We start from the raw sequence: 15,422 nt of genomic DNA on the forward strand, positions 1-15,422 counted from the left end.
TTGCGTCTTATACAAAGAGATCCAGCGCCCGCCCCACCGCCAAATTGAGGCGCGGCTGACTTGGCACGGCTGCCTGATCCATCGTCAACACACTGGCCCGGCCTGGCTGGCGGATGTCCGCACGACTGCGCTGCTCCTGTGCCCCGGCCCCGTTCTGACCGGATGCGCCTACCGAAACGCCCGACAGCACCAATCCTTCACTCTTCAAGGCTTCCTTCAAATGGGCAAGCGCCCCTTCGAGCATCTGACGGATTTCCGGCTGGTCCGTGCGAAAACCAATGTGCGCCTGATCGCCCTTCAGCGATATTCTCACTTCAACGGGTTCGCCGCCGGGTCCATCCAACTTCAACTCAGCATTTTGGACCCCTTGTGTCACCCAATAGCTGACAGTGTCCGCCACCATCGACTCAAACGACGACGCCGATGCACCGGCCGGCACCGCGGACGCATTGGCACGACTTCCCGCCAGCAACGCCTGGTGACCCCAAGCACCTTCAGGGCCACCACCGCCCGGCACCACCGAAAATTTGTTGCCGGAGCGCTGCGCCGGCTTGAGCAAGGCGTCGCCGACTTCGCTGCTGACCAGTGCCCCCGACAAGGCCGGTTCGCTCGCCACAAGGTCCACACGCGCCGCTTGCTGGAGCGCGCGCGCGTCCACTACAGCGGCGGTAACAGCCGTCTGCATCCCAGCACCCTTGCCCTTAAGGGATAGGGCAGGCACGGTCTGCGCCGCCTGCTCTAGCATCGCATCGACGGCCTGACCGGCGTCGGCGGGCAACAGGGGCAACAGAGCGGCCGCCGATGACGCCAGCCCACTCGCTGGCAACGCCGTTGGTACCACCGGTTCATTGGCACCAGCAGCCTTCGAACCAACTGCCGCAGCACTCGCAGCACCCGCAGCACTCGCAGCACTCGCAGCACCCGCAGCACCAGCTTGCGCCAACAGCAGGGCCAATTCGCCAGGCCAACTTGCGGGCGGCAACTCTGCGGGGTCCAGGGTTGGGCCGGTCGCCACTTGAGGCGTCTCAGGCGCCAATACTTGAAGGGTAACGTCCGTATCCGGGTCCGCCACCTCCGTGCTCACATCGGCACCCGAATCGATGGACGTCATCAGCGCCAGGAAGCCGGCCCCGACGAGGCCTTGCGCCTCATCTCCGGGTTTGACGTTGCCCTTGCCCTTGGCGCCATTGCTCTCTGCTGCCGCCATTGTTTTGGGGCTGCTGGCCGTGCTGCTTGACTCAATGCTCATACGTGATCTCCACTGAAATGACCGGCTGATGTGCGACGCGTCTGCAGGGCGGCAAACTCATCCATTTGCTTCTGTTCGCGCCGCGTTTGAATGAGCGCCAAACCGGCCTGCTTCTTTTTCAACACTTGCTTCAAACTGGCCAACCGAAACTCCGCCTGCAGCACCAGCTGTTTGGCCTGCGCCACTTTACGGCTCTCGTGCGCAAGTACGCCTTGCTGCAGCCCAATGGCCTGCTGCAGACGATCCAGAAACTGGTAGTGATGACGCAGCAACTCCGGCGTGGTGCCAACTTGGGCGGCAGCGGTCCACCTGGACGCTGTCTCTGCTGCGTAAATTTCCAACTGGCTCATCTGGTCCTGGGCAAACAGGTGGGCACTTTGAACCCGCATCAAACCCTGTGCCACTTCATCACGCTTGCGCGTGGCCAGGTCGATTGCCAGCAAAAAACTTTTGACCGCACTCATGCCGCAAGCTCTTCGTAATCGATCGCCTTCGCCATGGCGCGCACGCTGGCATCCAAAGTGGCGGCCTCAAACATATCCTGCTGTAAGAACCGGGCCATGTCATCGTGCAACTGGATCGCCTCGTCCAGCGCCGGGTCGGAGCCGCCGACATAGGCGCCAATTTGCACCAGATCGCGACCCTTTTCATAGCGCGAGTTAATTGCGCGAAAGCGTCGCGCCATCTCAAAATGCGCTTGTGGTACCACGTTGTGCATGACACGCGAGGCCGACTGTTCGATGTCGATGGCCGGGAAATGACCCGACTCCGCCAACGCCCGCGAGAGCACGATGTGCCCGTCCAGAATCGCTCGCGCCGCATCGGCAATCGGGTCCTGCTGGTCATCGCCCTCCGACAACACGGTGTAAAAGGCGGTAATCGAGCCGATCCCATGCAAGCCATTGCCACTGCGCTCCACCAGTTGTGGCAACTTGGCAAAGCAGGACGGCGGATAGCCCTTCGTGGCGGGCGGCTCGCCGATTGCCAGCGCGATTTCACGTTGCGCCATGGCGTAGCGTGTGAGCGAGTCCATCAGTAACAGCACGTGCCTGCCCTTGTCCCGAAAGCTCTCCGCGATGGCCGTGGCGTAGGCTGCCCCCTGCATGCGTAAGAGCGGCGGCGCGTCGCCTGGGGCCGCCACCACCACCGAACGGGCGCGACCATCTTCACCCAGAATGTCTTCAATGAATTCCTTGACCTCACGCCCGCGCTCACCGATCAAGCCCACCACAATCACGTCGGCTTTGGTGTAGCGGGCCATCATGCCCAGCAAAACGCTCTTGCCCACGCCGGAGCCGGCAAACAGCCCAATGCGTTGCCCCCGGCCAATCGTCAGCAGCGCATTGATGGCGCGCACGCCCGTGTCGAGGGTCTCGCGCACGGGGGCCCGGTCCATCGCATTGATCGGTTGGCGATCGAGCGGCACCGCCGCGACGTCCTCAATCGGGCCACGGCGATCCATCGGCGCGCCTTGGGCGTCCACCACCCGCCCCAGCAAGCCGTCGCCCAGGGGCAGGCGCAGCGTGCCATAGCCCGCGGTGCGCTCGGTCTGGCGGCGCTCGCCCAAACGCGGCACCGCCACATACGCCGCCGCCGGCTCCACACTGGCGCCACTGGACAAGCCATGCACGTCGCCGGCCGGCATCAAAAAGGCGCGGTCGTTTGAAAACCCGACCACCTCGGCCAGCACCGGCGCTTGCGCCTTCATCGTCACCCAACATTGAGACCCTACCGGCACGCGAATGCCGGTCGCTTCAAGCACCAGACCGGTCAGCCGCGTCAGTGTGCCGCGCAGCGCCAGCGTGCTTCCGGTGCTGACGCGCTTGCGGGCATTGTCCATAAAGAGCTGCCACTTGACTGAGGTGTCACTGTTCACCAGCGGGCTCCTCCCAAGCGGAATTCAGCCCCAGATTGGCGACCGCCCGCAGCCACCGCTTTTCCAGGGTGCCATCCACGACAGTGCCGGCTGATTCGATCAGGCAACCGCCTCGGGTCAAGCTCGCATCCGCCAGCAGGGTCAAAGACAAAGAGGAAAACTCGGTGCGAATGACCTCTTCGAGCGCCTCCATATCCAGCGGGTTCAGCCGCACCACGGCAGTCTTGGTGTCGGCCGCCAGCAAGCCCAAGGCCTCGCGAATTACCGGCTGGACAGCCTTCGGGTCCACCCACAACTCACGGCGCAGCACCTGACGCGCCAACTCGCACGACAGCTCCAGCGTGCCCTGGGCCATCACCTGCTCGGCCTCGGCCAACTGCGCCTGCACCGTCGTGAAAAGTCGCGCGAACTCGCGCGCCGCATCGCTGCCCTGGTGGGCGATGAAGTCGGCCATCTGGCGCTGCGCCTCCACGGCCGCCAGCGCATGCCCCTGCGCAAAACCCTCCGCATAGCCCTCTTGCCGGCAGGACTCATTTTTGGACTGGTCGGCGGCTTCGTCGCGCACCTTGACCTGCGCTGCCAGCAACAGGGACGCGGTGTCCACGGCAGCAAAGTTCCACTGCTCAACCGCATCAATTTCTTCGCCGGGGATAAAACGCAAGTAGTTACGCATGTCTAGACCATCGCATCATCTGCGCCGCCACCGATCACGATGGTGCCTTCGTCGGCCAGGCGGCGCACCGTCTTCAGGATTTCTTTCTGCTGGGACTCCACCTCGGACAGGCGCATCGGGCCGCGCGACTCCAGGTCTTCACGCAGCGTCTCGGCCGCGCGCGACGACATATTGGCCAGAAATTTCTCTTTCAGCTCGGGCTGGGCGCCTTTCAGTGCGACGATCAGCACATCGGAAGACACTTCTTTCAGCACCATCTGGATCGCCTTGTCGTCGAGCTTCATGACGTCGTCAAAGACGAACATCTTGTCCATGATCTTCTGCGCCAAGTCCGGGTCATGGTTGCGAATCGATTCAATCACCGTGCCTTCAATCGCCGTGCCCATCAGATTGATCATTTCAGCGGCCGTCTTGATGCCGCCCAGCGACGATTTGCGCACCTTGTCGCCACCGGCGAGCACCTGGAACAGCACCTCGTTCAGGTCCTTCAAGGCGGAAGGCTGAATGCCCTCCATGGTGGCCACGCGCAGCATCACTTCATTGCGTTGGCGCTCGGCAAAAAACTTCAGCACATCGGCGGCCTGGTCAAAGTCCAGATGCACCAGAATGGCCGCCACGATTTGCGGGTGCTCATTGCGCAACAGCTCGGCCACGGACGACGGATCCATCCATTTCAGGCTCTCGATGCCGGAGACATCGCCACCCTGCAGAATGCGGTCAATCAACAAGGCGGCCTTGTCGTCCCCCAGCGCGCGCCGCAAGACCGAGCGAACATAGTCGCCCGAATTGGACACCAGCAGGCTCTGGGCAGCCGCCACGCCGGTAAACCGGTCCACCACTTCATCCACCCGTTCACGCGTGATGGCCTTGGTTTTGGCAATCGCCTCGCCCAGTTTCTGTACTTCCTTGGGCGACAGATGCTTGAACACCTCCGACGCCTCGGCCTCGCCCAGCGACATCATCAGAATGGCCGCGTCTTGTAGTCCGTCTGTTTGATTCATCTTGTGATCCCGAGCGAGCCCAATCAGGCCGGCGCCTCGCCATTGATCCAGGTCTTGACGATATTGGCCACCGCCGCCGGGTTGTCGCGCGTCAACTTGCGCGCATCATCCAAAGCCAGCTCACCACTGGTGGGACCGACAAGCTCCCCGCCTCTGGCCGGGGCTGCCAGTTGCGGCCGCTCAGGCGCCTCCGACTCAATTGCATTCAACTGGTGGGATGAGCCCGAAATCCTGGGTTGCGACTGCGCCAGGGTCTTGAGCGCCGGACGGATCACGCCCAGCAGTACCAAGGCGCCGAACAACAGCGTGCCCAGCGGCCAGGCAAAGCTGCGCGCCAGATCCTGCAACTCGGGCTGTTTCCAGAACGGCAAGTCCACGACGACTGCTTTTTCCATGGTGAACGGCGCATTCATCAAGTTCACCGAGTCACCACGCTCTTTGTTGAAGCCAACCGTCTCGCGCACCAAAGCCGTCATTTGCTCGATCTGCTGCGCGCTCAAAGGCGTGGTGGTGGTTTTGCCTTTGGCATCGGTCACCGACTGGTGGTTGACGACCACGGCGGCGCTGATGCGCTTGACGATGCCGGTGCCGCCGCGCACGATCTTGACCGTCTTGTCGACCTCGTAGTTGATGATGGATTCACGTCGACCCCCGACGCCGGCGCCGGCGCCAGCACCAGCACCAGCGGCGGTCAAGGCTTGGGGCGCGCCGTTGATCGGCGCCGAAGAAGGTCCCGGCGGCTGGTTGCTGGTGGCACCCGGCACGCCTGACGGCGGCGCGCTGAGGCCGCTGGCGCCGCTGGTTTCCGATACCTGCTGACTGCGGATCGCGGTTGAATCGGGCGTCTGATTGGGTTTGTGCGACTCTGACGTTGACTCAGTCTGTGAGAAATCAAGCTCGGCCGTCACCTGGGCGCGGGCATTGCCGCGCCCCACCACCGGCTCCAGAATGTCCAGAATGCGGCGACTGTAGAGCTGTTCCAACTGCTGCACATACTGCAGCTGCTGCGCATCACCGCCACCGGCGCCGTCCGCACCGTCGGGCGGCGTTGACAGCAGCTTGCCGGAATCGTCGAGCACGCTCACCGCCGTGGCGTTCATCTCGGGCACGCTGGACGACACCAAATGCACAATGCCCGCCAGCTGCGCCCGGTCCAGCGTGCGCCCGGCATTCAAACTGACCAGCACCGAGGCCGACGGCTTTTGCTGCTCGCGAAAGAACCCGTTTTGATTCGGCAAGGCCAGATGCACCCGTGCGCTCTGCACCGAGGACAGCGCCTGGATCGAGCGCGTCAATTCGCCTTCCAGGCCGCGCTGGTACGCCAGACGCTCCTGAAACTGCGTCATGCCGAAGCGGTTGGTATCCATGGTCTCAAAGCCGGCGACCGCCCCTTTGGGCAAGCCTTGCGAGGCCAGCTTCAAGCGCGTGTCATAGACCTTGTCGGCCGGCACCAGAATCGCGCCGCCGCCGTCGGCATACTTGTACGGAATGTTCATGGTGGACAGCTGGGCCACGATGGCGCCGCCGTCTTTGTCAGCCAGATTGGCATACAACACGCGCCATTCGGCCTGACGCCCCATCATCAAGCCGATGATGCCAATGGCAATGAACACCGCAAGACCCAAGCCCATGCGCAGCCGCTGACCTTGGTCCAGACCGGAGAAACGCTGCGACAGCGTGGGGTTGAGAGGGATGGCGGAAGCGGCAGACATATGGGTTCCAGGTCGGTGTGGCGCGATTTTGCACCACCAATGCGGACGATTATTCGACCCGGCTGCCAAAACATGAGTCCGATAAGCCGCGTTTTTACCCCCTACTTCAAATTAATGTTTTGCCGGGTGCGCCCTAGCATCACTCAACTCCCAATTTATCAGGCAAGACCGCCCCATGGAACTCCGACTCTCCCCCACCACCATGCCGACGACGGTGCGCCCCACGCTGGCACCGCGCCTGTCAGCCAACCAGGTCGCGGGGGGTGCCGACGGCGGCTTCTCGGGCGCGCTCAAAAGCGCCCTCAGCTCGGTCAGCGCCGCGCAAAACGACGCCACCCGCCTGCAGACCGAAGTGCAAATGGAGAACCCCAAGGTCAGCCTGGAACAAACCATGGTGGCGATCCAGAAAGCGCAAATCGGCTTTCAGGCCACGCTGCATGTGCGAAACCGCATGGTGCAAGCCTATACCGACATCATGAACATGCAGGTGTGAGGCGCATTTTGCGGCCGCAGCTTTCAAGAGACTTTTCAAGCCAAATCAGCCTCCAGCCCACGTAGATTCTTATTATATAGCTATTATTACAGTAGCAAACTGATGCCGGTGCTGGCGCGGCGCGTCCAGTGTGCGGGTCGCCGCCCCGCGCCCCAGTCCGCCTCACGCCAGCGTCAGGTCCTGACCGGTGAGCCGCTTGACCAAGCCTTGCGTCAACCGGTTGACGATGCCGTAGACCGAGAGCTGCGGGTTGGCCCCGATGCTGGTCGGGAAGATCGAGCCGTCATGAATCGACAGGTTGTTCAGCTGCCAATGCACGCCGTCGGGGCGCGTCACCCCCAGCGCCTCGGCGCCAGCCAGGCCGCACCCGCCCATCACATGGGCGCTCACCACCTTGGTCAGCAAAGGCTGCATGGCCAGCGCCGCCACCGCCTGCTGGCCCTCGGCCCAGCTATTGCAGGGCCGGGCCATTTCATGCATCGGCAACACCTGGCGTGCGCCGGCGGCAAACTGGATCTCCATCATGGCCAGCAGGGCCCGGCGCGCCCCGGCCATGACAAAGTCAGTCAGCGGGTAGTCCAGCTCGGGGGAGCCGTCACCGCGCAGCCTGACCTGGCCACCGGCCGCTTCCGCATGGAAACCGTCCCGTAAGAGCGCCAACAGCACATGGGTGTGCGGAAACTGCGCCAGCATCGCCGCCTGCTCCTGGCCATAACCGAACACGGTGGAGGCAAAGATGACCGGGTGCAGCGGCGGCGCCTCCAGCTTGAAGCCGATCGGGCCGTCAATCGGCTGGGTGCCCAGAAAATGGTCGGTGTAGATGGTTTGCGGCGCGCCCGCCCAAGCCTCAACCTTCTGGTTCATGATGGCCGCCGACATCACCACCGGGTGCAAAAAGGTGCGCCGCCCCAGGCGCGCGTGCGGGTCCGGCGCCTTGGAGCGCAGCAGCAAGGCGGCCGAGTTGATCGCGCCCCCGGCCAGCACAAAATGCTTGGCGACGATGGTGGTCGCAGGGGCGCCAGAGTCGTCTGGGGCACTGTTGGGCTTGACCGCGATGCAGCGCACCGACTGCACGCGCCCCTTGAGCAGCTCAAACTGTTCGGCCCGGGTTTCGACCAGCATCGTGGCACCCAGGTCCAGCGCCTTGGGTAGGGTGGTCACCAGCATCGACTGCTTGGCATTGGTCGGGCAGCCCAGGCCGCAGGAGCCCAGGTTCCAGCAGCCCTTGACGTTGCGCGCAATGGCCGCCGCCGGGATGCCCAGCCGGGCCGCGCCGCGGCGCAGCAAGTCGTTGTTTTCATTGGGCGCCACCAGCCAGGGGCCCATGCTCAGGCGCGTCTCGGCCTGCTGAAAATACGGTGCCAGCGCATCGTTGGTGTAGTCGGGCAAGGCAAAATTTTGCTGCCAAAACTTGAGCGTATCCATCGGCGTTCTGAAGGAGCTGGTCCAGTTGACGGTGGTAGAGCCGCCCACGCAGCGCCCCTGCAAAATCGTGACGCCCTTATCCAAGGTCTTGCGCCCCGCGCTTTCCTGGTACAGCGCGGGGTAGGCCTGGGCCTCTTTCTGGTTGAAGTCGCTGCTGCTCTTGAGCGGCCCCTCTTCAATGATCACCACCTTGAGACCGGCGCGCGCCAGCAATTCGGCGCTGATGCCGGCGCCGGCGCCCGAGCCAATGATGGCCACATCGCAGACTATTTTCTCGGGCCGCGCGCCATGCGGGCCGCCCAGCACTTTCCAGCCACGCTTCAATCCCTCGCGGATCGGATCCTGCAAACTGCTCATAGCGGGGAGACGCCTCGGTTAAGGGTTGGTTTAAATCTTCAGCGGGCCGGGGTAGCCCAGCGCGGGCCAGGTGCTGGCGTCTGAAAAGTAGGCCGCGCCCACAATCTCATGCAGCGCCTGGTAACTTTGCAGGCGCAAGCCCAGACGCGAGCTGCGCATCGACTGCAAGGCCTGCTGCACCTCGGCGACGCTGGCGCTGCGCCAATCGGGCGCCAGCCCAGCCAGCGTGCGCCGTCCAACGCCAGTACCCAGGATGCCGAGCAGTTGCGACAACTCCGCCTGTGCATGGGGCGCCAGCGCTTGCACCAGCGCATCAATGCGCTGCAGCAAGCCCGCCAGCGCCGCTTGGTTTGCCGCGGGTTCCTTGGGCAGGGTGCCGTCCAAAATGGCACGCCCCACGCTGGTGAACACCTCTTGCGCGCCCGGGCTCAAACGCCCCTGCTGCAAGCCGGGCTGCAGCAAGGCGACCGTACCACCGGCCAGAATGAGCAGCGTGGCCGATGCCGCCCCCAACTTCAACCAGGTTCTTCTTTGCATGCTTCGAATATGGCACGCAAAAGTGCGCAATTTTTAGAGCCTGGCACCTAGGTAGACTCAGGGTTTATATGGAAGCCACTCACATCATCCGCGACGCGGTCACGCGCGTCAGCGCACTTCGACAAAGTGCCATCGACAACCCCGAACTGGCGCAGGCCCTCAGCGCGGTCAAGCGATTACAGGCGCGCCGCTTTGCCGGGACTTATGCCGACCTGCTGCAGTCCGAACAATACCGGCCCGCGGCCACCTTCTTTCTGGAGGAACTCTACAGCGAGAAAGACTACAGCTTGCGCGATGAGCAGTTTGCGCGTATTGCCAGTGGCCTGGAACGGCTGTTCCCGCAGCAGGTGGTGCAAACCGCGGTGTCGATGGCGCACTTGCACCACCTGACCGAAGAGCTTGATCTGGCTATGGCGCAAAACTGGCTCAGCCACGGCGCGCTGGGCGAGGCCGCGCGCTATGTGGCCGCCTGGCGCACGGTCGGTCGGCCTGCGGACCGGAGCCTGCAACTGGCCACGGTGCTGGCGGTGGGCCAGGAACTTGACCGCCTCACGCGCACCCCGGGCCTGCGCATGATGCTCAAAATGATGCGCGGCCCGGCCCGCATGATGGGCCTGAGTGCGCTGCAGCAATTTCTGGAATCAGGCTTTGACACCTTCGCCGCCATGGGGCGCAAAGGCGACGGCGCCCGCTATTTTCTCGACACCGTGCGCGAGCGCGAGGCCGGGCTGATCGGGCGCCTGTTTGAGCGCGATGCTGTCGCATGTGAGACCGAAATCAGCCAGATACTGGGGCAAGCCCTGTAAGGCGGACGGCCACTCTGGCTCAAAATGAGAGCCCAGGAGAAACCGCATGGAAAATATTTGGCTCAAAAGCTATCCCCCGGGCGTCGCCCATGACGTCAACCCGCAGCAATACCAGTCATTGACGCAGCTGCTGGAAGAATCCTTCCATAAAAACGCCAGCAGCCGCTTTGCCGTCTGTATGGAAAGCTGGATGACTTATGGTCAGCTCGACCAATTATCGGGCGCGCTGGGCGCCTGGCTGCAGAGCAAAGGCCTGGCGCCTGATGCGCGGGTCGCGATCATGCTGCCCAATATCCCGCAGTTTCCAGTGACGATGGCGGGGGTTCTGCGCGCCGGCTACACCTGTGTCAACGTCAACCCGCTGTACACCGCGCGCGAGTTGCAGCACCAGTTGAACGACTCCGGCGCCACCGTGATCGTGGTGCTGGAGAATTTTGTTGCCACGCTGGCCGAAGTGATCGACCAGACCGCGGTTCAACATGTGGTGGTGGCCTCCATGGGCGACCTGCTGGGCTTTTGGTACGGCCAGTGGATCACCTTTGCCGTGCGCCATCTCGCCAAGATGGTGCCGCCCTACAAGCTGACGCTGTCCAATGGCCGCACCGCCACCTCGTTCAAACAGGCGATCGCGGCCGGGGCCGCGCTGCCCTTCAAGTCGGCGCCGAGCACGCTCGATTCCATCGCCTTTTTGCAGTACACCGGCGGCACCACGGGGCTGAGCAAAGGCGCCGTGCTGACGCACCGCAACATCGTGGCGGCGGTGTTGCAGGCTGAGGCCTGGTTCACCCCGGCGCTCTCGCGTATCGGCGACATCAGCCAGCTCAACAGTATTGCGGCGCTGCCGCTGTACCACATCTTTGCGCTCACGCTCTCCTTGCTGGCCATTCGCTGGGGCGCGCAGCTGACGCTGATTCCGAACCCGCGCGACTTTGGCGGCTTCATCGAGACGCTGAAGAAACGACCCTTTCACATGTTGCCGGGTGTCAATACCTTGTTCAACGCCCTGCTGGCGCACCCGCAATTCAAAAGTGTGGACTTCTCCGGTCTTTGTGCGACGCAAGCGGGCGGCATGGCGGCGTCTGAGGGCACCGCCCAGCGCTGGCTTGAGACCACCGGCTGCCCGATGGTCGAAGGCTGGGGCATGAGCGAGACCTGCGCCATTGGCACCAACAACCCGGTGCTGGCCAAGGAGTTTTCGGGCACGATTGGCCTGCCGCTGCCCGGCATTGACATTGCCATCAAGGACGACGAAGGCAACACGCTGACGCAAGGGTCATCCGGTGAAATCTGCATCCGCGGCCCCAATGTCATGACCGGCTACTACCACCAGCCCGAGGAAAACCGGCACGCCTTCACGGCCGACGGTTTCCTGCGCACCGGCGACGTCGGCATCATGGACGAGCGCGGCTACACCAAGATCGTGGACCGCAAGAAAGACATGATCCTGGTCAGCGGCTTCAACGTGTTCCCGAGTGAGCTGGAAAATGTGATCTCGCTGTGCGATGGCGTGCTTGAGTGCGCCGTCATCGGCGTGCCCGATGAGAAACAGGGCGAGGCGATCAAGGTCTTTGTCGTCAAGAACAAGCCGACGCTGGCCGAAGACGACGTGGCGCGCTATTGCCAGCAAAATTTGACCGGCTACAAGCAGCCCAAATACATCGAATTCCGCGACGAATTGCCGAAATCAAATGTGGGCAAAATACTGCGGCGCGAGTTGCGCGCCGGCAAATAAACGACTCAGCAGCGGCCTTTGCGCTCGCTCACTTCACCAGTTGATTGAGCTGGATGATCGGCATCAGCACCGCCAGCACGATCAGCATCACCACCACGCCCATGACCACAATCAAGAGCGGCTCCAGAATGGTGGCCAGCTGCATGGCGCGGCGTTGCACCTCGGTGCTGAGCTGCTTGGCGGCGCGCTGGAGCATGGCGGGCAACTGGCCGGTTTGCTCGCCCAGGCGGGCGAACATGGCAAGCAGCCCCGGAAAGCGCTTTTTTTGCGCCAGTGCCGCGGCCAGCGGCGCGCCTTCGCGCACCAGCACCAAGGCATCGAGCGCGTCGGTGCGCATGGCGCGGTTGGACAGGGTTTCCGCTGCGGCCTGCAAGGCTTTGAGAATCGGCACGCCAGCGGCGGCCAGCATCGCCAGCGTGCTGGCAAAACGCGCGGTGTTGTAGCTGCGGGACAGCTTGCCCAAAATCGGCAGGTTCAGCCAGGCGGCGTCAAACTTTTCATGAAATGCGGCGTTAGCCAGCGCCAGACGGGCGCCAAAAGCTCCAAAAATAATAGCAACCAGCATCAGCCAACCGTAACTGCGCACAAAGGCGCTGGTGCCAATCATGATCACCGTCAACAGCGGCAGCGCGCGCTTGCTGCCGGCAAACACATGCGCCACTTGCGGCACCACATAGGTCACCAAGAACAGCACAATCACAATCGCCACCAGCGACACGATGGCCGGGTACAGCGCGGCGCCGATCAGTTTTGACTTGAGCGCCTGCTGCTCCTCCAGGTCGTCCGCCAAGCGCTCGAGCACCAGGCCGAGGTTGCCGCTTTGCTCGCCGGCGCCGATCACGGCAACAAAAATGGGGGTGAACTCACGCGGATGCTGCGCCAAGGCCTTGGCAAAGGTCGATCCGCCGTTCACTTCAGCGCGCAACAGCGCCACCAGATGGTGCTCATTGTCACGCTCGGCCTCGTCCGACAGCGAGGTCAGCGCGCGCTCCAGCGGCAAACCCGAGGACACCAGACCGGCCAGCTGGCGCGTCCAGATCGCCAGTCCGGTCGCGCCAAACACCCGCCGCCTCAAACTGCGGCCGGAGCCGGTGCCAGCGGCGCCGGCCTGACCGGTCGCCTGTGCCCCGACGCTCTCCACCTTGAGCGGCACCAAGGCCTGCGTGCGCAACAGGCTGCGCGCGCTCTTGGCTGAGTCTGCCTCAATCACGCCCTTGCGGGCTTCGCCGTCGGCGGTTAACGCTTCAAAGGAGTAGACAGGCATGGCAATGCGGCAAGCTAGTCACGCGTCACGCGCAGCAACTCTTCGCGCGAGGTCACTCCCAGCGCGACCAGCCGTTCGCCGTCATCGCGCATCAGCGTCATGCCGGCGGCCAGGGCGGCGGCGCGGATGTCGGCCTCAGAGGCGCGGCTGTGAATCTGGGCCCGAATGGCGTCGTCGGTGACCAACAGCTCGAACACGCCCGAGCGCCCGGCGTAACCGGTTTGGCCACAGGCGGTGCAGCCCGTGCCCTGGCAACTCAGGCACAGCTTGCGCAGCAGGCGCTGCGCCAACACACCCAGCAGCGACGAACTCAGCAGGAAGGGCTCGACCCCCATGTCGGTCAAGCGGGTGACGGCGCTGGTCGCATCATTGGTGTGCAGCGTGGCGAGCACCAGGTGACCGGTCAGCGAGGCTTGAATCGCAATCTGCGCGGTCTCGAAATCGCGGATTTCACCGATCATGATGATGTCCGGGTCCTGCCGCAGAATGGCACGCAAGGCCTTGGCAAAGGTCAAGTCGATCTTGGGGTTGACCTGGGTCTGGCCGACGCCGGCCAACTCGTACTCAATCGGGTCTTCCACCGTCATGATGTTGCTGTGGCTGGCGTCCAAGCGGCTCAAGGCGGCGTACAGGGTGGTGGTCTTGCCCGAGCCGGTGGGGCCGGTGACCAGCACAATGCCGTGCGGCTGCGTCACCAGATGTTCAAAGCGCTTGAGCACCTCGCCCTGCATGCCCAGGGCTTCCAGACTGAGTCGCCCTTCCGACTTGTCGAGCAGACGCAGCACGGCGCGCTCGCCGTGCGCACTGGGCAAGGTGCTGACGCGCACATCGACGGCGCGGGTGCCGATACGCAGCGAAATACGCCCGTCCTGCGGCAGGCGGCGCTCGGCAATATCGAGCTCGGCCATGATCTTCAGGCGCGAAATCAGCGCCGCGTGCAATGCACGATTGGGCTGCACCACCTCGCGCAGCGTGCCATCGACCCGAAAGCGCACGCTCGAATGACGCTCGTAGGGCTCGATATGAATGTCACTGGCGCCGTCGCGTGCCGCTTGCGTCAAGAGCGCGTTGAGCATGCGGATGATAGGCGCATCGTCTGCGGTTTCCAGCAAGTCTTCGATCGCGGGCAGGTCCTGCATCATTCTGGAGAGATCGGCGTCGCTCTCGACCTCGCTGACCACCGCCGCGGCACTCGATTCGCCCTGGGCGTAAGCCGCGCTGATGCGCTGGATCAGCGCCTGGGCCCCGAGCGACTGCAGATGCCGCACCGGGTACTTGCGCATGACTTCGCTCACCGCGCTGGCCCCCGAGTCGGGGTGCACACACAGTGTCAGATCGCCCGCCTCATCCTCCAGCAGCAGCTGGTGAGTCCGGGCAAAGGCATAGGGCAGCGGGTAGCGCATGGCGTTCAGCGTCCGACGCAAAGTTAGGGTTGAACGGCGGGCGTTGGGCCAAGCGGCTGGACCCGCTGGATGGCCGGCTGGGTACCCGGCAGCGCGGGCAGTTGCGGCGCCTCGTTGATGGGAACCAACTGGCTGGGCACCGGTTGCGCAGCGCTCAAGCCCGAGCGCATCAAGTCGTAACGATCCATCGACAACTGGTCGCTGGCTTGTGCGTCGCGCACCACGACCGGGCGCAGGAACACCATCAGGTTGGTCTTGTTGCGGGTGCGCGCCTCGCTTTTGAACAGATTGCCGAACAAGGGCACATCACCCACGCCGGGCACCTTGTCCTGGTTGCCCGAATACTTGTCCTGCAGCAGACCGCCCAGCACCACAATGCTGCCATCATCGACCAGCACGGTGGACTCGATCGTGCGCTTGGAGGTCGTCGGTCCGTTGGCCGCCGTCTCCGTGCCGGCCTTGACCGCCGAAGTCTCCTGATAAATCACCAGCTTGACGGTGCCGTTCTCGTTGATTTGCGGCCTGACCTTGAGCGTCAGCCCGACGTCCTTGCGCTCCACCGTGGTGAACGGGTTGACCGAGTTGCCACTGGTGTTGTTGTTGGTGTAAGAGCCAGTCACAAACGGCACGTTTTCACCGATCACGATCTTGGCCTCCTCGTTGTCCAGTGTCAGCAAATTGGGCGTGGACAGCACATTGCCGCTGCCGCTGGTCTCCAGAAAATTCGCCAGGAAGCCGAGCACGTAGACCCCGTTGCTCCGCTGAACAGCGCCAAAATTAAAACCAGCGCCCGGCGCCACGGTGCCCGCACCGGTGGCCAGGTTGATGATGTTCTTGCCGGCGGCGCCAAAGTTGGTCCCCAACAGGCCAATGACGCCGTCGCCGGCCTTGCCC

General features: G+C 63.5%; 13 protein-coding genes and 1 pseudogene. 3 read left to right on the top strand and 11 right to left on the bottom strand.

Features of this window, described 5'->3' with window-relative positions:
• Positions 1–7: 7 nt before the first annotated feature.
• The 6 genes from GZ093_RS10735 to fliF are packed head-to-tail and all read right to left on the bottom strand — an operon-like array spanning position 8 to position 6,511.
• On the bottom strand, positions 8–1,249 hold the full coding sequence (locus GZ093_RS10735; protein ID WP_296485727.1) for a flagellar hook-length control protein FliK: 1,242 nt from the start codon (positions 1,247–1,249) through the stop codon (positions 8–10).
• Positions 1,246–1,713, bottom strand: a complete 468-nt coding sequence (gene fliJ, locus GZ093_RS10740; protein WP_296485729.1) for a flagellar export protein FliJ — start codon at positions 1,711–1,713, stop codon at positions 1,246–1,248. Before fliJ ends, GZ093_RS10735 begins: the two co-directional genes overlap by 4 nt.
• Complete coding sequence (fliI, locus tag GZ093_RS10745) at positions 1,710–3,089, bottom strand: flagellar protein export ATPase FliI (RefSeq protein ID WP_296485760.1); 1,380 nt, start codon at positions 3,087–3,089, stop codon at positions 1,710–1,712. The genes fliJ and fliI overlap by 4 nt, the downstream gene beginning before the upstream one ends.
• Before the next feature lie 25 nt (positions 3,090–3,114).
• The gene (locus GZ093_RS10750; RefSeq protein WP_296485731.1) at positions 3,115–3,798 is read right to left on the bottom strand and encodes a flagellar assembly protein FliH; all 684 of its coding nucleotides are present in this window, start codon (positions 3,796–3,798) and stop codon (positions 3,115–3,117) included.
• A gap of 2 nt (positions 3,799–3,800) precedes the next feature.
• Positions 3,801–4,799 carry a flagellar motor switch protein FliG gene (gene fliG / locus GZ093_RS10755; protein WP_296485733.1) on the bottom strand — a complete coding sequence of 333 codons (999 nt, stop codon included), beginning with the start codon at positions 4,797–4,799 and terminating at the stop codon, positions 3,801–3,803.
• 23 nt (positions 4,800–4,822) lie between these two features.
• Positions 4,823–6,511, bottom strand: a complete 1,689-nt coding sequence (fliF, locus tag GZ093_RS10760; protein WP_296485735.1) for a flagellar basal-body MS-ring/collar protein FliF — start codon at positions 6,509–6,511, stop codon at positions 4,823–4,825.
• A 175-nt stretch (positions 6,512–6,686) separates the two neighbouring features.
• Between fliF and fliE the strand changes: the two genes are divergently transcribed.
• Complete coding sequence (fliE, locus tag GZ093_RS10765) at positions 6,687–7,004, top strand: flagellar hook-basal body complex protein FliE (protein WP_296485736.1); 318 nt, start codon at positions 6,687–6,689, stop codon at positions 7,002–7,004.
• 162 nt (positions 7,005–7,166) lie between these two features.
• On the opposite strand, the gene GZ093_RS10770 is transcribed toward fliE, so the two are convergent.
• Entirely contained in the window at positions 7,167–8,786 is a 1,620-nt protein-coding gene (locus tag GZ093_RS10770) for a GMC family oxidoreductase (protein WP_296485739.1), read from the bottom strand.
• Positions 8,787–8,816: 30 nt separating this feature from the next.
• On the bottom strand, positions 8,817–9,323 hold the full coding sequence (locus GZ093_RS10775) for a hypothetical protein (protein ID WP_296485741.1): 507 nt from the start codon (positions 9,321–9,323) through the stop codon (positions 8,817–8,819).
• A 68-nt stretch (positions 9,324–9,391) separates the two neighbouring features.
• On the opposite strand from GZ093_RS10775, the gene GZ093_RS10780 reads away from it, so the two are divergent.
• Complete coding sequence (locus GZ093_RS10780; RefSeq protein ID WP_296485744.1) at positions 9,392–10,129, top strand: hypothetical protein; 738 nt, start codon at positions 9,392–9,394, stop codon at positions 10,127–10,129.
• A gap of 46 nt (positions 10,130–10,175) precedes the next feature.
• Positions 10,176–11,861: an AMP-binding protein gene (locus tag GZ093_RS10785; RefSeq protein ID WP_296485746.1), complete on the top strand. Its 1,686-nt coding sequence runs from the start codon at positions 10,176–10,178 to the stop codon at positions 11,859–11,861.
• A gap of 28 nt (positions 11,862–11,889) precedes the next feature.
• On the opposite strand, the gene gspF is transcribed toward GZ093_RS10785, so the two are convergent.
• The 3 genes and pseudogenes from gspF to GZ093_RS10800 form a co-directional block, all read right to left on the bottom strand.
• Complete coding sequence (gene gspF, locus GZ093_RS10790; protein WP_296485748.1) at positions 11,890–13,125, bottom strand: type II secretion system inner membrane protein GspF; 1,236 nt, start codon at positions 13,123–13,125, stop codon at positions 11,890–11,892.
• Positions 13,126–13,139: 14 nt separating this feature from the next.
• The gene (locus tag GZ093_RS10795) at positions 13,140–14,528 is read right to left on the bottom strand and encodes an ATPase, T2SS/T4P/T4SS family (protein WP_296485750.1); all 1,389 of its coding nucleotides are present in this window, start codon (positions 14,526–14,528) and stop codon (positions 13,140–13,142) included.
• A gap of 23 nt (positions 14,529–14,551) precedes the next feature.
• Positions 14,552–15,422 (bottom strand): annotated as a pseudogene (locus tag GZ093_RS10800) (type II secretion system protein GspD); the annotation flags it as partial.

Origin of the sequence: Rhodoferax sp. (assembly GCF_010365055.1) — a bacterium.
GTDB lineage: Bacteria > Pseudomonadota > Gammaproteobacteria > Burkholderiales > Burkholderiaceae_C > Rhodoferax.